The 18,988-nt window shown below is 62.7% G+C and carries 11 protein-coding genes and 2 pseudogenes; 2 read left to right on the top strand and 11 right to left on the bottom strand.

Going from position 1 to position 18,988, the window contains the following annotated elements; translation table 11 throughout:
* Positions 1-22: 22 nt before the first annotated feature.
* From gltB to pilM, 8 genes and pseudogenes are all read right to left on the bottom strand, one after another.
* Positions 23-4,468: a glutamate synthase large subunit gene (gene gltB / locus PverR02_RS02225; protein ID WP_046384965.1), complete on the bottom strand. Its 4,446-nt coding sequence runs from the start codon at positions 4,466-4,468 to the stop codon at positions 23-25.
* Between the two features lie 351 nt (positions 4,469-4,819).
* Complete coding sequence (locus PverR02_RS02215; RefSeq protein WP_057003635.1) at positions 4,820-6,388, bottom strand: SPOR domain-containing protein; 1,569 nt, start codon at positions 6,386-6,388, stop codon at positions 4,820-4,822.
* Between the two features lie 10 nt (positions 6,389-6,398).
* Positions 6,399-7,499: a 3-dehydroquinate synthase gene (gene aroB, locus PverR02_RS02210; protein WP_017849857.1), complete on the bottom strand. Its 1,101-nt coding sequence runs from the start codon at positions 7,497-7,499 to the stop codon at positions 6,399-6,401.
* Positions 7,500-7,624: 125 nt separating this feature from the next.
* Entirely contained in the window at positions 7,625-8,143 is a 519-nt protein-coding gene (gene aroK, locus PverR02_RS02205; protein ID WP_026140392.1) for a shikimate kinase AroK, read from the bottom strand.
* A 4-nt stretch (positions 8,144-8,147) separates the two neighbouring features.
* Positions 8,148-9,401 (bottom strand): annotated as a pseudogene (locus tag PverR02_RS02200) (type IV pilus secretin PilQ); the annotation flags it as partial.
* A 141-nt stretch (positions 9,402-9,542) separates the two neighbouring features.
* A complete protein-coding gene (locus PverR02_RS02195) occupies positions 9,543-10,514 on the bottom strand; it encodes a pilus assembly protein PilP (protein WP_079442683.1) in 972 nt (323 codons plus the stop codon).
* Positions 10,511-11,065, bottom strand: coding sequence for a PilN domain-containing protein (locus PverR02_RS02190; protein WP_079442682.1), 555 nt, complete (start codon positions 11,063-11,065; stop codon positions 10,511-10,513). Before PverR02_RS02190 ends, PverR02_RS02195 begins: the two co-directional genes overlap by 4 nt.
* Complete coding sequence (pilM, locus tag PverR02_RS02185) at positions 11,062-11,715, bottom strand: type IV pilus biogenesis protein PilM (protein WP_079444979.1); 654 nt, start codon at positions 11,713-11,715, stop codon at positions 11,062-11,064. Before pilM ends, PverR02_RS02190 begins: the two co-directional genes overlap by 4 nt.
* 220 nt (positions 11,716-11,935) lie before the next feature.
* Here pilM and PverR02_RS02180 point away from each other — a divergent pair, with 220 nt between their 5' ends.
* Positions 11,936-14,398: a penicillin-binding protein 1A gene (locus PverR02_RS02180; protein ID WP_372812430.1), complete on the top strand. Its 2,463-nt coding sequence runs from the start codon at positions 11,936-11,938 to the stop codon at positions 14,396-14,398.
* Positions 14,399-14,597: 199 nt separating this feature from the next.
* On the opposite strand, the gene PverR02_RS02175 is transcribed toward PverR02_RS02180, so the two are convergent.
* From PverR02_RS02175 to rpmE, 3 genes and pseudogenes are all read right to left on the bottom strand, one after another.
* Positions 14,598-15,866, bottom strand: a complete 1,269-nt coding sequence (locus PverR02_RS02175) for a malic enzyme-like NAD(P)-binding protein (RefSeq protein WP_017849864.1) — start codon at positions 15,864-15,866, stop codon at positions 14,598-14,600.
* Between the two features lie 255 nt (positions 15,867-16,121).
* Positions 16,122-16,205 (bottom strand): annotated as a pseudogene (locus PverR02_RS32435) (thermonuclease family protein); the annotation flags it as partial.
* Between the two features lie 14 nt (positions 16,206-16,219).
* Entirely contained in the window at positions 16,220-16,450 is a 231-nt protein-coding gene (rpmE, locus tag PverR02_RS02170) for a 50S ribosomal protein L31 (protein ID WP_017849866.1), read from the bottom strand.
* A 225-nt stretch (positions 16,451-16,675) separates the two neighbouring features.
* Between rpmE and PverR02_RS02165 the strand changes: the two genes are divergently transcribed.
* Positions 16,676-18,895: a primosomal protein N' gene (locus PverR02_RS02165; protein ID WP_017849867.1), complete on the top strand. Its 2,220-nt coding sequence runs from the start codon at positions 16,676-16,678 to the stop codon at positions 18,893-18,895.
* The last annotated feature ends 93 nt before the right edge of the window (positions 18,896-18,988 follow it).

The following is an 18,988-nucleotide window of genomic DNA, read 5'->3' as shown; positions in this document are numbered from 1 at the left end:
CATCAAACTCTTCAGGCGCATATCACTGCGGGTTGGCACGGATGCTGGAAAGCAACGATTTCAGGTTGGCAGCCTTGGGCTTGACCAGCCAGAAACGACGCAGGAAATCATCAAGGTTCTCGGCGAGGTTACGACCCCATTCGCTGCCGGTTTCCTCGACGTACTCGTCCAGCACGTGCTGCAAGTGGTTACGGTGGGATTCCATCGCTTCGCCGCTGATCCGCTGGATCTCGACCAACTCGTGGTTGACCCGGTCGACGAAGGTGTTGTCCTGGTCGAGCACGTAGGCGAAACCGCCGGTCATGCCCGAACCGAAGTTGTAACCGGTCTTGCCCAGTACCGCGACAAAGCCCCCGGTCATGTACTCGCAGCAGTGATCGCCAGTGCCTTCCACCACGGTGTGGGCACCGGAGTTACGCACGGCGAAACGCTCACCGGCGGTACCCGCGGCGAACAGCTTGCCGCCGGTGGCGCCGTACAAGCAGGTGTTGCCGATGATGGCACTGTCCTGGGTCTTGTAGACGCTGCCTTTAGGCGGAACGATCACCAGCTTGCCACCGGTCATGCCCTTGCCCACGTAGTCGTTGGCGTCACCTTCCAGGTACATGTGCAGGCCGCCAGCGTTCCACACGCCGAAGCTCTGGCCCGCGGTGCCCGTGAAGCGGAAGGTGATCGGCGCCTTGGCCATGCCCTGGTTGCCGTGCTTGCGCGCGATTTCGCCGGAGATGCGTGCGCCGATGGAACGGTCGCAGTTGCAAATGTCCAGGCTGAATTCGCCGCCGCTGGCGTCGTTGATCGACGAAGCGGCCATCTCGACCATCTTCTCGGCCAGCAGGCCCTTGTCGAACGGTGGGTTGCGGTCCACCTGGCAGAATTGCGGCTTGTCGGCCGGGATGTGATCGCTGCCCAACAGCGGCGTCAGGTCCAAGTGTTGTTGCTTGGCGGTCTGGCCTTCGAGGATGTCCAGCAGATCGGTGCGGCCGATCAGCTCTTCGAGGGAGCGCACGCCCAGCTTGGCCAGCCACTCACGGGTTTCTTCGGCGACGTAGGTGAAGAAATTCACCACCATGTCGACGGTGCCGATGTAGTGATCCTTGCGCAGCTTCTCGTTCTGAGTGGCGACGCCGGTGGCGCAGTTGTTCAGGTGGCAGATGCGCAGGTATTTGCAGCCCAGGGCGATCATCGGCGCGGTGCCGAAGCCGAAGCTTTCGGCGCCGAGGATCGCGGCCTTGATCACGTCGAGGCCGGTTTTCAGGCCGCCGTCGGTTTGCACCCGGACTTTGCCGCGCAGGTCGTTGCCGCGCAGGGTCTGGTGCGTCTCGGCCAGGCCCAGCTCCCACGGAGCGCCGGCGTACTTGATCGAGGTCAGCGGCGAAGCGCCGGTGCCGCCGTCGTAGCCGGAGATGGTGATCAGGTCGGCATAGGCCTTGGCCACACCGGCGGCGATCGTGCCCACGCCGGCTTCCGCCACCAGTTTCACCGAGACCAGGGCCTGCGGGTTGACTTGTTTGAGGTCGAAAATCAGCTGCGACAAGTCTTCGATCGAGTAGATGTCGTGGTGCGGCGGTGGCGAGATCAGGGTCACGCCCGGCACCGCATAACGCAGCTTGGCGATCAGACCGTTGACCTTGCCGCCTGGCAGCTGGCCGCCTTCACCGGGCTTGGCGCCCTGGGCGACTTTGATCTGCAGCACTTCGGCGTTGACCAGGTATTCCGGGGTTACACCGAAACGGCCAGTCGCCACTTGCTTGATTTTCGAGCTCTTGATGGTGCCATAGCGCGCCGGGTCTTCGCCGCCTTCGCCGGAGTTGGAACGCGCACCCAGGCGGTTCATGGCTTCGGCCAGGGCTTCGTGCGCCTCGGGCGACAAGGCACCCAGGGAAATACCGGCGGAGTCGAAGCGCTTGAGGACCGATTCGAGCGGTTCGATTTCGCTGAGGGCCAGCGGCGTATCCAGGGTTTTCACCTTGAACAGGTCGCGGATCATCGACACCGGGCGGTTATCCACCAGCGCGGTGTATTCCTTGAACTTGGCGTAGTCGCCCTGCTGCACGGCGGCTTGCAGGGTGCTGACCACGTCCGGGTTGTAGGCGTGATACTCGCCACCGTGTACGAACTTGAGCAGGCCGCCTTGCTGGATCGGCTTGCGCGCACTCCAGGCTTCGGCCGCCAGGGCTTTCTGCTCGGCTTCGATGTCGACGAAACGCGCACCCTTGATGCGGCTCGGTACGCCACGGAAGCTCAGCTCGCAGACTTCTTCCGACAGGCCAATGGCCTCGAACAACTGCGCGCCACGGTAGGAAGTGACGGTGGAGATGCCCATCTTCGACAGGATCTTCAGCAGGCCCTTGGTGATGCCTTTGCGGTAGTTCTTGAACACCTCGTAGAGGTCGCCCAGCACTTCACCGGTACGGATCAGGTCACCGAGCACTTCGTAGGCGAGGAACGGGTACACCGCCGAGGCGCCGAAACCGATCAGCACCGCGAAGTGATGCGGGTCGCGGGCGGTGGCGGTTTCCACGAGGATGTTGGAGTCGCAGCGCAGGCCTTTTTCGGTCAGGCGGTGATGGACCGCGCCGGTGGCCAGGGAGGCGTGGATCGGCAGCTTGCCCGGTGCGATGTGACGGTCGGTCAGCACGATCTGGGTACGCCCGGCGCGCACGGCTTCTTCGGCCTGGTCCGCGACATTGCGCACCGCGGCTTCAAGGCCGAGGCTCTCGTCGTAGTTCAGGTCGATGATCTGGCGGTCGAAGCCCGGACGCTCCAGGGTCATCAGCGAACGCCACTTGGCCGGGGAAATGACCGGCGAGCTGAGGATCACGCGGGAGGCGTGCTCAGGCGATTCCTGGAAGATGTTGCGCTCGGCGCCGAGACACACTTCCAGGGACATCACGATGGCTTCACGCAGCGGGTCGATCGGTGGGTTGGTCACCTGGGCGAACTGCTGGCGGAAATAGTCGTATGGCGTGCGAACGCGCTGGGACAGCACGGCCATCGGCGTGTCGTCGCCCATCGAGCCGACCGCCTCGTAGCCTTGCTCGCCGAGCGGACGCAGCACCTGGTCGCGCTCTTCGAACGTGACCTGGTACATCTTCATGTACTGCTTGAGCTGGTCGATGTCGTAGAACGCCGAACCGTGGTCGTTGTCTTCCATGGTCGCCTGGATGCGCAGGGCATTCTTGCGCAGCCATTGCTTGTACGGGTGACGGGACTTCAAGCGGTTGTCGATCGCATCGGTGTCGAGGATCTGCCCGGTTTCGGTGTCCACGGCGAGGATCTGGCCAGGGCCGACGCGGCCTTTGGCGATCACATCTTCCGGCTGGTAGTTCCACACGCCGATTTCCGACGCGAGGGTGATGAAACCGTTGGTGGTGGTCACCCAACGCGCCGGGCGCAGACCGTTACGGTCGAGCAGGCACACCGCGTAGCGGCCGTCGGTCATGACCACGCCGGCCGGGCCGTCCCACGGTTCCATGTGCATCGAGTTGTACTCATAGAACGCCCGCAGATCGGGGTCCATGGTCTCGACGTTCTGCCACGCAGGCGGAATGATCATCCGCACGCCACGGAACAGGTCGATGCCGCCGGTGACCATCAGTTCGAGCATGTTGTCCATGCTGGAGGAGTCGGAGCCGACGCGGTTGACCAGCGGGCCGAGCTCTTCCAGGTCCATCAAATCGTTGGCGAACTTGGTGCGACGGGCCACGGCCCAGTTGCGGTTGCCGGTGATGGTGTTGATCTCGCCGTTGTGGGCGAGGAAGCGGAATGGCTGGGCCAGCGGCCATTTCGGCAGGGTGTTGGTGGAGAAGCGCTGGTGGAACACGCAGATCGCGGTTTGCAGGCGCTCATCGCTCAGGTCCGGATAGAAGGCGGTCAAGTCCGCCGGCATCATCAGGCCTTTATAAATGATGGTCTTGTGCGAAAAGCTGCAGATGTAGTGGTCGGTGTCGGCGGCATTCGACACGGACGAGCGACGACGCGAGGTGAACAGCTTGATCGCCATGTCCTGGTCGCTCAGGCCGTCGCCCGCGATGAACACTTGTTCGATCTGCGGCAGGCGCTCCAGGGCCAGGCGGCCGAGCACACTGGTGTCGATCGGCACTTTGCGCCAGCCGACAAGTTGCAGGCCGGCCGCGAGGATTTCGCGGTTCATGTTCTCGCGAGCGGCTTCGGCTTTGACCGGGTCCTGGTTGAAAAACACCATGCCCACGGCGTACTGCTTGGGCAGCTCGACCGCGAAATGCTGTTTGGCGATGGCGCGCAGGAACAGGTCGGGCTTTTGAATGAGCAAGCCACAACCGTCACCGGTCTTGCCGTCGGCGTTGATCCCACCGCGGTGGGTCATGCAGGTCAGGGCCTCGATGGCCGTTTGCAAAAGGGTATGACTGGGCTCGCCCTGCATATGGGCAATCAGGCCGAAACCGCAGTTATCCTTGAATTCATCGGGTTGGTACAGACCTGCTTTCATAGACACTTTCTCACCAGGCTGCCTCTTATATCGAGGCAAATTTCTTTTCAATTCAACCAGTTACCTTCCACGCCGAACGTTCGCCGGCTTTGCAGGGGCAAAAGGGAGGTCATTGTACACACCGACACAGACGCTCACAAATTTAGCGACGAGATGTCGCAAATCTATGTCGCATTTATGAAAGGTTTAAAGCGATATGCTGTGCTAGTCAAAACTTTTTTAATTTTGACCGCTACGACTCAAAAGCCACTGTGACGCAGACACCACAATGCGCGCGGCCTTGAGGGCTGCACGCACTTGCGGTTTTTTTTGAGGTGCCGGGAGGGCGGCCTGGGTAAGGCCGCCGAATCTTCAGCGAGTTGCTGCCAGTTCTTGTTGAACGCTGGCAACAGTGCGAGGCCAAGGTTTACCAGCCTGAACCTTCGCTGGCAAGGCTTTGATAGCGGTATCGGCGGCGGCACGGCTGGAGAAGCTGCCGTAAGTGATCACGTAAAGCGGCTTGCCGTTGAGCACCTTCTTGAAATAACGGTACTCGCCGCCCTGCTCTTTGACGAAGGCTTGAGCATTGGCTTCGGAGCTGGTGCCGAGGATCTGCACCACGAAGTTACCGCTGGGCTGGCTGGTGTACCAGCTGCTGCCGGTGGCGCCGGCCTTGGCGACAGTCACCGGTTTTTCCGCCGGTTTGGCGGCCGGGGCCGGAGCTGGCTTGGCGACAGGCGCTGGCGCGACCGGCTTGGCGACGGGCGCCGGTTTGGCGGTCGCGACCGTAGGCGCAGGTACAGGCACAGGCGTTGGTTTTGCCGCCGGTTGACCGGCAGGCACGCCCACTGGCGGCGCGGTGGTGGTCACGGTCGGCGGTGTGCTGCTGGAGCCTTCCACTGGCACGCCGTCGTCGCCTTCGGAGATACCGCCGGCCGCTTCGGCGAGCGGGCCGCGCATGACGGGCTGGCCGACCATCGGCAGGTTGGTCGGTTGGCCGGAGTTGGCGAACTCGACATTCGGCGTGGGTTTACCCAGTGGTAACTGCGCCTGTTCGGTTGGCGCGCCGGCAGGCGTCGGTGCCTTGCTGCGACCTGGGATCAACCAGGCGGCGGCGACAGCGACCACGACAACGGCGGAAATAGCCAATACGTGCTTTTTAGGCATAGTGAACCCCATCTTTGGACGCTTGACCGCAGAGCGGCTGGCAATCATGGCTTCAATCATCGCATCGCGGGCAACCTGGTTGATGGTGCCAGGCCAGCCGTCGGAGCTTTCGTGAATATCAGAGATCTGCTGAGCGGAGAAAAGTTCGATGCCCTGCCCGGCGCCTTCGAGGCGTTGTGCCAGATATTCGCGGGTTTCTTCCTCTTCATACGGCTGCAATTCGATGACGTGGAACAGCTCCTGCTCGCCGCTGATCTGCTCCAGAGCGGCGATCAGGGACGACTCACCGAACAGGAACACATGCGGACGGCCTTCCGGCGTACCCGCCGCCAGCGCCAGCAGCGCTTCGAGGGCCGACTCGTCAAGCTGCTCGGCGTCGTCCACCAGCAGGTAGACTTCCTGGCCGGTCAGGCCCAGTTGCACCACTTGCTTGAGAATCGCATTCGGCTCGGCGCTGGCAACGTCCAGGGCCTGGGCCACCTGACGCAGCACGCCCGCCGCATCGCCGGCGCCACGCGCCGACACCACTACGCTTTGCACCGATTGCTTGTTGGTGCTGGCGACCAGCGCCTGGCGCAGCAAGGTCTTGCCGCTGCCCAGTGGGCCGGTGACGACCAGCAACAACTGGCTGTAACGCGCCAGGTGATGCAACTGCCCGAGCACCGGCTTGCGCTGCGCAGGGAAGAATTTGAAACCAGGCACCCGTGGAGCGAAGGGGTCGTGGCTTAACTGGTAATGGCCGAGGAACGCCTCGTCGGCATGCAAACTAGTCATCGGGCTCTTATTAACCTTTAAGCTGGGCCAGGGCGCGGTAATCCGCTCCCAGCGTGGCCTGTAGAATCTCTTTCGGATAATCGTCGGTCACCACCGCTTCGCCCATGCGGCGCAGCAGCACCAGTCGCAGTCGACCGTCGATCACTTTCTTGTCTATCGCCATATGTTCGAGGAAATCCGCCTCGCTCATTTCCTCGGGCGGGATCACCGGCAACCCGGCGCGCTGGAACAGGCGGATGCCCCGATCCCGCTCCTGGGCGCTGATCCAGCCCAGGCGTTGCGACATCTCCAATGCCATCACTGTGCCAGCCGCTACGGCTTCCCCATGCAACCACACACCATAGCCCATGTGCGTTTCGATCGCATGGCCGAAGGTGTGGCCCAGGTTCAAGGTGGCCCGTACACCGGACTCCCGTTCGTCGGCATTCACCACCAGCGCCTTGGCCGCACAGGAACGGGAGATCGCTTCGGTCAGCGCCACCTGGTCCAGCGCGCGCAGGGCGTCGACATGTTCTTCCAGCCAGGTCAGGAACGGCTCGTCGCAGATCAGCCCGTACTTGATGACTTCCGCCAGGCCCGCCGACAGCTCGCGCGGGGGCAAGGTGTTGAGGGTCGCGGTGTCGATCAGCACAGCCTGGGGCTGGTAGAACGCGCCCACCATGTTTTTGCCCAGCGGATGGTTGATGCCGGTCTTGCCGCCCACCGACGAATCGACCTGGGACAGCAAGGTGGTCGGCACCTGGATGAAATCCACGCCGCGCTGGTAACAGGCGGCCGCAAAACCGGCCATGTCACCAATCACGCCGCCACCGAGGGCGACCACGGTGGTGCGCCGGTCATGGCGTGCGGTCAGCAGGCCATCGAAGATCAGTTGCAGGGTTTCCCAGTTCTTGTGGGCTTCGCCGTCGGGCAGCACCACGGAGATCACCGAGTACGCCGCCAGGCTGCGGCTCAGACGCTCAAGATACAGCGGCGCGACCGTTTCGTTGGAGATGATCGCCACTTGCCGCCCGGCAATATGCGGTGCGAGCAACTCGGGCTGGTCGAGCAGACCTTCGCCAATATGGATCGGGTAGCTGCGCTCGCCTAGATCGACCTTAAGTGTCTGCATGTGTCCCCGCGTTGAAGATGTATTAACGACCGGCAACGTCGTGATCCGACGTCGCCTGATGGCTCTACGCCACACCCCGCAGGGTGATGACGCGCCGCCGAGAATAGCGCATTTCGGGCCTGGCTTTAACGGGGTGGCAGCCGTTGCAGGCGCTCGAGAATGTCGAGCACCACCATCCGAGGTGGCCGCTCATCGGTTTCCACCACCAGATCGGCGATTTCCCGATACAGCGGATCGCGCAGCGCCAGCAGATCCCGCAGGGTCTTCGCCGGGTCGGCGGTGCGCAGCAGTGGGCGATTGCGATCACGCGCGGTGCGCCCCACCTGCTGCTCGACCGACGCATGCAGATAGACCACCCGACCACCGGCATGCAATGCCCGGCGGTTCTCCTCGCGCATCACAGCACCGCCGCCGGTCGCCAGGACCACGCCATCGCAAGCGCACAGCTCGGCAATCATCGCCTGCTCACGGTCACGAAAGCCCAGTTCGCCTTCCTTATCGAAGATCCACGGGATATTGGCACCCGAGCGCACTTCAATTTCCTTATCGGAGTCTTTGAATGGCAGGCGCAGCTCTTTGGCCAGCAAACGGCCGATGGTGCTTTTTCCAGCCCCCATCGGTCCTACAAGAATCAAATTTCGCACAGAATCAACGACTCACAGCAATCGCCTGGTTATTCATAATACGCGGAGTCAGGAATACCAGCAGCTCGGATTTTTTTTCTGCCAGCACATCGCGCCGGAAAAGGCGGCCAAGATACGGCACATCGCCCAAAAATGGCACTTTATCTAGCACTTTGCTTTGGGTATTGGAGAAAACTCCGCCGATGACGATGGTCTCGCCGTCCCTGACCAGCACCTTGGCGTTGACCTCGTTTTTCTTGATCGGCGGTACGTCGTTGAGCTTGTTCAGGTAATCCGGCTCATCCTTGGTGACTTTGACCTCCATGATCACGCGGTCGTCGGGGGTGATTTGCGGGGTGACTTCCAGGGACAGCGAAGCCTCCTTGAACGACACCGAGGTGGCGCCGCTGGAGCTGGACTCCTGGTAGGGAATCTCGGTGCCCTTGAGGATGCGCGCGGTCTCCTTGTCGGACGTGACCACCTTGGGCTGCGAGACAATCTCGCCGTTGCCGGTTTTTTCCATCGCGGTCAGTTCCAGGTCCAGCAGCAGGTTGTCGGTAATAAACGCGATCCCCAGCCCGGAGGTGTTAGTGAGCGCCCCCAAGTCGACAAAGGGCGAGCCGGACGGGTTTTCCACAGGCTCGGTGCCTGGCTCCGGAGGTTTCTCGACACCGCCAGCGCCCCAGTTGCCGCGATTGATCCGCCCTCCCCAGCGCACGCCCAGGCTTTTGTCGTAGTCGACATTGGCCTCGACAATCCGCGCCTCGATCATCACCTGGCGCACCGGAATATCCAGCTGCGCCACGATGCGTCGCAGCTCTTCCAGGCGTTCGCCGGTCTGGTAGGCGATGATGTTGTTGGTGCGGTCATCCACCGCCACCGAGCCGCGTTCGTCGGTGGCGCCTTCCAGGCCGGTCACCGATTGGAACAACTTGGCCAGGTCCGCAGCCTTGGCGTAATTGACCTGCAACAGTTCGCGCCGCAATGGCGCCAGTTCAGCCATCTGCTTGCGCGACTCCAGCGTCAGCAGCTCGCGCGCGGCCAACTCGTCGGCGGGCGCCACCAACAGCACCCCGGCCTTTATCCGCTGGTCCAGCCCCTTGCTTTGCAACACCAGGTCCAGCGCCTGGTCCCAAGGCACGTCCTTGAGCCGCAGGGTGATCGAACCTTGCACATCGTCGCTGGCGACCAGATTCAGGCCCGCCACATCGGCAATCTGCTGCAACACGGCGCGCAGCTCGATGTTCTGGAAGTTGAGGTTCAGCTTGTCGCCGGTATAGGTACCTGATGCCGCACCGCCGGGAGGCGGCAGCTGGATCAGATCCACACGATTGGGCACAGCAGCAGCCATCGGTGCCGTGAACGCTATCCATAGCGCCACACCGAAGGACGAGAAAGTCCTTTTCATTGTTTGATTCCGTTATGAGTTGACGTTCAGCACGAGGGTTCGCGGGCGTTCCAGCCACGCGCCCTGTTCATCGGGAAACAATTCGAGCAATTCCACATGGCCCTCATCAATAGCCGTGACCCGACCGTGGTCCGGCCCCAGGTAATCGCCGACCGCCAGCCTGTGGACGCTGGCAGCGGCACGCAGCAGAGCGAAGGTCTGCGCGCCTCGGGACAGCGTGCCGACCATTTCGAACTGGTCGACGGCGATACCTTCCAGGGCACCGCGGGCACGCCCGAGGTCCGGTGCGAGCGCGGGCCGGCCGGGTACGTGACCGACCTGCAAGGCGCGCGGCTGGAACGGATCACGCAAGGCCAGCGCGTCATAGACAAAGCGCGGCCCCGGCTCGACGGCCGGGGTCGACTGACCGCCCGACGACGGATTGCGATAGGTCTTGGCCACCAACTCCAGGCGCAACCCGGCCGCATCAGCCCGAAGCGCCACATCATGCACCGTGACGATGCGCGGTAAGCCGCCCAAAGCGCTCACAAACATCGCCAGGTCGTGATAAGCCCCGGTGACGTCCAGGCGTAACGGCTGCTCGATATAGAGTGGCCGGGGCTGTTCATCCAACACCACGATAGCGTCGACGAGCACCCCATTGGCCGCCCCCAGGCGAGCGATATCTTCGAGCAATGCGGGCACCTCGGATGCACCGGGCAACTGCTGCATCAGCCCGGCAAAACGCGCCTGCATCGCCTGAAGCTGCTGGCTGCGCGCCTCCAGGCTGGCGGCAAGGCCAGCCTTCTGGGCCACCTGTCGCTGCAAGACGACGCCCTGCGCCTCGACCGCCTGCAACCGTTGCCGCGAGGGGCTCAGGTACGTCCCATCGCCCACCCACAGCACCAGACCGGCGAGCGCGCAGCCGAGCACGACCTTGGCGGGCAAGGGCCATTTCGCAGCGTTGTGGGTGAGAGCGGAAAAGTCGAGCCTGGGCAGGCTCACGGTTGAGCCTCGGCGGACTCTCCCTGGCGCACCATCAATTGAAATTCGTTGCCGCCCTGGCCATCTTCCATCCGCACATGTTGCAGCCGAGTGGCATGGGCGCCTTCGGAGGCTTGCAGGCGGCGCATCAGTTGGGCGATGTCCTGGCTGGAATCGGCGCTGCCACGGATGCTGACCGTATCGCCCTTCGCCACGACCTCGTGCAAATGCACGCCGTCTGGCATCGCGCGGGCCAACTGATCCAAGAGCTGGGCACCGGCCGAGCGGGCTTCGTTCAAGTCCTGCACGACCTTCATGCGCTCCGCCAATTGCTGGCTTTGTTCCTGCAGGTCATCGATGGTCTTGATGCGCGAGTCGAGGACGGCAGCGTCCTTGTCCAGATGACTATTGCGCGTCACTTGTCGATCGATCGCCCGGTCGATCACCTGATCGGCCAACCAGACGGTTGCGAACGCCACGCAGGCAAACGCCAGCAGCAACCCCAGAAAGAATTTGCGCCGCCGTTCCGCCAGCGCCTGGCGCCAGGGCAAAAGGTTGATTAGTGTCTTCAAGCGAAACTCCTCAGGGCCAACCCGCAAGCAATTCCCATCCCGCGGGCATCCGCGGCCCATTGTGCGCCATCGACTCGATGGCCCGGCGTGAAGCTGGCGAAATCCTGACTGCAAGCGCGTGCGAATGCAAATGCTTCCACATCCACCACCTTCGGCACCAGCCCAGCCAGGGTCAAAACCGCGACCCGAGCCTCTACCTGGGCCTTATGGCACGCCGCGAGCAATACATCAACCCGCGCCAGGTTCTGGGCCGACGGCCCGCGAACCTGGAAATCCAGGGCCATCTCATCCAGCGGATAAGGGATGTACTGGTCGGCCTCCATCTGGATCATCCAGGTCATTTCTTCCTCACTGAGCCCCGCCTCTAACTCGATCACCCGGGTAATCACCGAAGCTCCCGCCACGGCCACGGCCGCTTGGCGGGCCGAGGTGCGCGAGCGGGCCAATGCCTGGGACAACGTCTGCCCCACGCCGTCGAGGTCGAGCACGCTGCTGTCGACTACCGCCTGGGGCGGTAGCGCCTGTGTGGCGTAGCTTTGCACGTTGTAGCCGGTGGGCGAGTGGCCGAGTTCGATCAACCGGATGCCGGTGTCCTGGATGTCGACACCCAGGACGGTATCGACTTTTCGCCTGAAAAATCCCTTTTCCATAAAACTCCCTAAAACTTTCCCTGTCATACCGCCTGATTGGCGCGTGGCAGCGTGCATTCGGTCGCCTTGTTTGCGAGGCGCGAATGACGCCCCAAGCCGAAAATGCTTTAATGCCCAGCGTTTTTTCCCGCTTTTTATCTGCAGCCAGGGTCGATTCATCGTTTGCCATGCATGCCCCGGCGCCTAACCCATTCTTTTCTCTGGAAATCCAAAAGCCTTGATTCGTCTGCTGAAGTTTTTCGGGTACTCCATTGTCGCCATCGTTTGCGGGCTGCTGCTCGTCCTCAGCGGCGCCTACCTCTACCTTAGTCCGGGATTGCCCTCCGTAGAGGCCCTGAGAAGCATCCAGTTGCAGATTCCTTTGCGGGTCTACAGCAGCGATGAAAAACTGATCGCGGAGTTCGGCGAAATGCGCCGTACCCCGATTCGTTTCGCGGATATTCCACCCAATTTCATCAACGCCCTGCTGTCGGCCGAGGACGATAATTTCGCCAACCACTACGGCGTCGACCCCAGCAGCCTGGTGCGGGCCGCCACGCAATTGGTAAAAAGCGGACACATTCAATCCGGCGGCAGCACGATCACCATGCAGGTGGCGAAGAACTTCTTCCTCACCAGCGAACGCAGCTTTTCACGCAAAGCCACCGAGATCCTGCTGGCACTGCAGATCGAGCGGCAGTTGACCAAGGACGAGATCCTTGAGCTGTACGTCAATAAAATCTACCTGGGCAACCGCGCCTACGGCATCGAAGCCGCGTCCCAGGTCTACTACGGCAAGTCGATTCGCGACGCCAGCCTGGCGCAGATGGCCATGATTGCCGGCCTGCCCAAGGCACCCTCGCGCTTCAACCCGCTGGCCAACCCGGCACGCAGCAAAGAGCGGCGCGACTGGATTCTGGGGCGCATGTACAAGCTGGGCAAAATCAGCCAGAGCGCCTATGAAAGCGCGGTGGCCGAGCCGCTGAACGCCAGTTACCACGTACCGACCCCGGAAGTGAACGCCCCTTATATCGCGGAGATGGCACGGGCCGAGATGGTCGGCCGTTATGGCAGCGAGGCCTACACCGAAGGCTTCCGTGTGACCACGACCGTTCCGAGCGACTTGCAGGAAATCGCCAACAACGCGGTGCATGAAGGCCTGATCACCTACGACCAGCGCCATGGCTACCGCGGCCCCGAATCGCGCCTGCCGGGCAAGACCCTGAGCGCCTGGACCACCGAACTCGGCAAACAGCGCACGATCAGCGGCCTGGAACCGGCCATCGTCACCCAGGTGAAGAAGGACGGCGTGCAGGTACTGACCCGCACCGGCGAAGCGCATGTGGCGTGGGACAGCATGAAATGGGCGCGCCCATTCCTGAACACCAACAGCATGGGGCCGATGCCCAAGCAGCCGTCGGACGTGGCGCAGGTGGGTGATTTGATCCGCGTGCAACGCCAGAAGGACGACAGCCTGAAATTCAGCCAGGTGCCGGTCGCCCAAGGCGCCCTGGTCTCCCTCGACCCGCAGAACGGCGCGATCCGTGCCCTGGTCGGCGGTTTCGCGTTCGAGCAGAGCAACTACAACCGTGCCACCCAGGCCAAGCGCCAGCCGGGTTCGAGCTTCAAGCCGTTCGTCTACAGTGCCGCCCTGGACAACGGCTACACCGCCGCCAGCCTGGTCAACGATGCACCGATCGTGTTTGTCGACGAGTACCTGGACAAGGTCTGGCGTCCGAAGAACGACACCAACACCTTCCTCGGCCCGATCCGCATCCGCGAGGCGCTGTACAAGTCGCGTAACCTGGTGTCGATCCGCTTGCTGCAGGCGATGGGCGTGGGCAAGACCATCGACTACATCACCCGCTTTGGTTTCAACAAGGCGGACCTGCCGCCGAACCTGTCCCTGGCCCTGGGGACGGCGACCCTCACGCCGATGGAAATCGCCACCGGCTGGAGCACGTTTGCCAACGGCGGCTACAAGATCACGCCGTACCTGATCGACAAGATCGAAAGCCGCAATGGCGACACCCTGTTCACCGCCAACCCGCCACGGGTGCCGGGTGATGTGGTCAATGGCGTGGCCGCCAGCGATGGGCTGGCCGCACCGAGCAACGGCGGTATCACCATCGAGCCGACCCCAGGCGTCACGCCGGCGGCGAACCCGAGCACCGCGCCTGAACCGCAGGCGCCGGCAGTGGCCGAACGCGTGGTGGATGGCCGCACCACCTACATCCTCAACAGCATCCTGGAAGACGTGATCAAGAAAGGCACCGGCCGCCGTGCACTGGCCCTGGGCCGCGCGGACATCGCGGGCAAGACCGGTACCACCAACGAATCCAAGGACGCCTGGTTCTCCGGCTACAACGCCGACTACGTGACCACCGTATGGACCGGCTACGACCAGCCGGAAAGCCTCGGCCGCCGCGAGTTCGGCGGTACCGTCGCGCTGCCGATCTGGATGAGCTACATGGGCGCCGCCTTGAAGGACAAGCCGCTGCATACCCAGCCGGAACCGGAAGGCATCCTCAGCCTGCGGATCGACCCGGTCAGTGGCCGCGCAGCATCGCCGAGCACGCCGAATGCGTACTTCGAGCTGTTCAAGAGCGAGGACACGCCGCCGTCGATCAACGAGCTGGGCAATGGCGTGGCGCCGGGCAGCCCGCTGCCGGCGGATGAGGCGGCACCGATCGATCTGTTCTAAGCCCATGCGGTCAACCCTGTGGGAGGGAGCTTGCTCCCGATGGCGGTGTGTCAGTCACCAGGTTCATTGACTGACAGTCCGCCATCGGGGGCAAGCCCCCTCCCACATTTGGTTCTGCGCAGGCCTTGGGTTTATAGCCAGACAGCAAAAAGCCCCGACTCGCAAGAGCCGGGGCTTTTTGTTGGTGCGCTACAACGGCTTAGCCGTTGAACACATCATCCACGCTTTGCAGCGGGTAGTTTTTCGGATACGGCAGGGTGGCCACACCGGTCTCGATCGCAGCTTTGGCCACGGCGTCGGAGATCACGGTGATCAGGCGCTTGTCCATTGGTTTCGGAATGATGTACTCACGACCGAATTCCAGCTTGGCGCCACCGTAGGCATCGCACACGTCCTGAGGCACCGGCAGCTTGGCCAGTTCACGCAGGGCGTTGGCGGCCGCCACTTTCATTTCTTCGTTGATGCGCTTGGCGCGAACGTCCAGGGCACCGCGGAAGATGAACGGGAAGCCCAGCACGTTGTTGACCTGGTTCGGGTAGTCCGAACGGCCGGTCGCCATGATCACGTCGTCGCGGGTGGCGTGTGCCAGTTCCGGCGCGATTTCTGGGTCCGGGTTGGAGCAGGCGAACACGATCGGGTTGGCTGCCATGGCCTTCAGGCCTTCAGCGCTCAGCAGGTTCGGACCGGACAGGCCGACGAATACGTCGGCACCGTCGAGGGCCTCAGCCAGGGTGCGCTTGGAGGACGGATGCGCAAACATCGCCTTGTACTGGTTCAGGTCGGTACGCTCGGACTGGATCACGCCCTTGCTGTCGACCATGTAGATGTTTTCCAGCTTGGCGCCCATGCTGACGATCAGCTTCATGCACGAGATGGCCGCAGCGCCAGCGCCCAGGCAGACGATCTTGGCGTCAGCCAGGGTTTTGCCAGCGATTTCCAGGGCGTTGATCATGCCGGCCGCGGTAACGATCGCGGTGCCGTGCTGGTCATCGTGGAATACCGGAATGTCGCACTGTTCGATCAGAGCCTTTTCGATCTCGAAGCACTCAGGTGCCTTGATGTCTTCCAGGTTGATGCCACCGAAGGTGATGGAAATGCGCTTGACGGTGTCGATGAAAGCCTGCGGGCTCTCGGAATCGACTTCGATGTCGAACACATCGATGCCGGCAAAGCGCTTGAACAGCACGCCTTTACCTTCCATGACTGGCTTGGAAGCCAATGGGCCGAGGTTACCCAGGCCAAGAATCGCGGTGCCATCGGAAATCACTGCAACCAGGTTGCCTTTGCCGGTGTATTTGTACGCCAACTCAGGGTCACGGGCGATTTCACGGACGGGCTCGGCAACGCCAGGGCTGTAGGCCAGCGACAGGTCGCGAGCGGTGGCAGTGGCTTTGGTGAGCTCTACACTCAGCTTTCCTGGACGAGGAAGGGCATGATATTCGAGAGCGGCAGTTTTCAAATCAGACATATCGGCATTCCGCTTTTACTGTTGGTCGACGGACCGCCGAGGATACTCGTGTCGTAAAGCCCCTACAAGACTGGGCAGTCACCGGTGTCAAGCGCCGTACACTACGACTTTCGGCCAAGAGCCACGGGACACAAGGGCTCAACTGTTCACAATCGACTTGAAAAATGTCTACAATTTTTCCTCGAGTGTCGATTTCAACCACCGCAATCGCGCTGGAGTGCCTGCTTAGCCGAGCAAAGCCTGATGACCGAGGCGGGCCTGGGCTGCCGCCAGCCAAATCGCGGGCACAAAAAAGGCGCCCGCAAGGGACGCCTTTTTCAACAGCTGGCAAAAGCCCATAGGGCCTTTGAGCCTTACTCTGCTGGAGTAGCAGGCTTCTTGCCGAAAGCACCAAAGCGATCTGCGAAGCGCTGTACACGGCCGCCAGTGTCCAGAGTTTTCTGCTTACCGGTGTAGAACGGGTGGCACTCGTTGCATACGTCAGTGCCCAGTGGCTTGCACAGGTTCGAACGGGTTTCGAACTTGTTGCCGCAGCTGCAGGTGACTTCGATGGTTTCGTACGCTGGATGGATACCGGCTTTCATGGTGACTTCCTCAGGCTAGCGTGCCGCCACTCGACACCATTGTCGAATACCGCACGTAATTAGGCCGCGGATTCTACCAGACCTTTTTAAACGCGCAAGCGCCGCTCTGCATCGATTCAGCACACCAAAGCCCCTTTCATCCGAAAACCGCGGCATACCCAACGCATCCCTCGTCTGCTAGGCTCCCGCCCTTCGTCATCACCCTCCTTTATAGAGAACCCCTGCGTGCCCGACGCCATTTTGCGCCTAGCCCTGCCCTCGCCCCTGCGCCGCCTGTTCGACTACCGGGCCCCGGCCGGCGTGCTGCGGGCGCAGTTGCAGCCAGGCATGCGGGTGCGGGTGCCGTTCGGGCGCAGGGAAATGATCGGCATCCTGGTGGAGGTAGCCGATCACAGTGAAGTGCCGGCGGAAAAGCTCAAGCCGGCCGTGGCCATCCTCGACACCACGCCGCCGCTGCCGCCGGCGTTGTTCAAGCTGTGCCTGTGGACCGCCCAGTATTACCAGCACAGCCTGGGCGACACCTTGAGCTGGGCGCTGCCGGTGCTGCTGCGCCAGGGCGAGCTGGCCGAAGCGCGCCAGGAACGCTTCTGGTCGACGGTGCCCGGCGCGCGCCTCGACGACCCGCGCATCGCCCGCGCCCCGCGTCAGCGTGACGCCCTGGCGACACTGGCGCAGCATCCCCATGGCGTGGCCCACCAGCTCTTGAGCAAGCTGATGCTGAGCAAAGACAGCCTCGACCTGCTGCTCGCCAAAGGCCTGGTGCAGGTCGAGATCCGCAAGCACGCGCCGGACCCGCGCCATGAACACTGGCTGGCCCAACCGGAATTGCCGCTGAACCCCGAGCAACGTGCGGCCTATGAAGCCATTCGCGCAGGTTTTGACTGCTTTCACGCGTTCCTGCTGGCCGGCGTGACCGGCAGCGGCAAGACCGAAGTCTATCTGCAGTTGATCCGCGAAACCCTGCAAGCGGGCAAACAGGCGCTGGTACTCATCCCCGAGATCAACCTCGGCCCGCAGACCCTGGCGCGTTTCGAGCAGCGTTTCAACGCACGCATCGCCCTGGTGCATTCGGCGGTCAACGACCGTGAGCGCCTGGAGTCGTGGCTGGCGGCGCGGGACGGCGAGGCCGACATTATTATCGGCACCCGCTCGGCGCTGTTCACCCCGATGAAAAACCCCGGGCTGATCATCATCGACGAAGAACACGACGGTTCGTACAAACAGCAGGAAGGTCTGCGCTACCACGCCCGCGACCTGGCCCTGGTGCGGGCGCGTCAGGAAGACATTCCGATCGTGCTGGGTTCGGCCACGCCGTCCCTGGAAAGCCTGCATAACGCCTACACCGGCCGCTATGGCCTGCTGCGCCTGAATGAGCGCGCAGGCGGCGCCAAGCAACCGCGCTTCCTACGCCTGGATGTAAAAAGCCGGCCATTGGACAGCGGTATTTCCGGGCCGATGCAACAAGCCATCGGCCAGACCCTCGCCGCCGGCCAGCAAGTCCTGGTGTTTCTCAACCGTCGCGGCTTCGCGCCGACCTTGCTGTGCCATGACTGCGGCTGGATGTCCGAATGCGAACGCTGCGATGCGCGCATGACCGTACACCAGCGCCATGGCGAGTTGCGCTGCCATCACTGCGGCCATGTGGAACGAGTACCGCGCCATTGCCCGCAATGCGGCAAAGTCGACCTGCGACCGGTCGGCGCGGGCACCGAACGCGCCGAAGAACGCCTGGGCATTCTGTTCCCGGACTACCCGGTACTGCGGGTCGATCGCGACAGCACCTCGCGCAAGGACGCGATGAACCAGCTGTTCGCCACCATCCAGAAGGGCCAGCCGTGCATCCTGGTAGGCACGCAGATGCTGGCCAAGGGGCATCACTTCCCACGGGTGACCCTGGTGTCGATCCTGGATGCCGACGGCGGCTTGTTCTCCGGCGACTTCCGCGCCAGCGAACGCATGGCGCAGTTGATCGTGCAGGTCGCCGGCCGTGCCGGGCGCGCCGAGGAGCCGGGCAAGGTGATCATCCAGACCCACCTGGCCGACCATCCGCTGCTGATCCAACTGACCGAACAAGGTTATTTCGCGTTTGCCGAGCAGGCCTTGAGCGAACGCCGCGCCGCCGGCCTGCCGCCTTTTGCCCACCTCGCGCTGCTGCGCGCCGAGGCGCACAAGCCGGGGCAGGCGGAAGGTTTTCTCGATGAAGCCTGCAGCGCCGCCGAGCGCCTGCTCGGCGAGTTGGGCCTGAGCGGCATCGAATTGCTCGGCCCGGTGCCCGCGCCCATGGAACGCCGCGCCGGACGCTACCGCGCTCAGCTACTCTTGCAGGCAACGTCCCGCGCACCGCTGCATCGGCTGTTAAGTAGCTGGTTACTTGCGCTGGAGCAAATGCCCAGCGGTCGCCAGGTGCGATGGTCGTTGGATGTGGACCCGGTCGATTTGTACTAGCCCTGTAGGAGCGAGCTTGCTCGCGAAAACCCCGAGAGCGCCGCGTAAACCCGAATATCCGCGTTATCGTTGACGATTTTCGCGAGCAAGCTC

The sequence above is a fragment of the Pseudomonas veronii genome (assembly GCF_002028325.1).
Taxonomy (GTDB): domain Bacteria; phylum Pseudomonadota; class Gammaproteobacteria; order Pseudomonadales; family Pseudomonadaceae; genus Aquipseudomonas; species Aquipseudomonas veronii.
The sequence above is the reverse complement of the archived record's forward strand: the minus strand, read 5'-3'. Positions and strand labels throughout refer to the sequence as shown.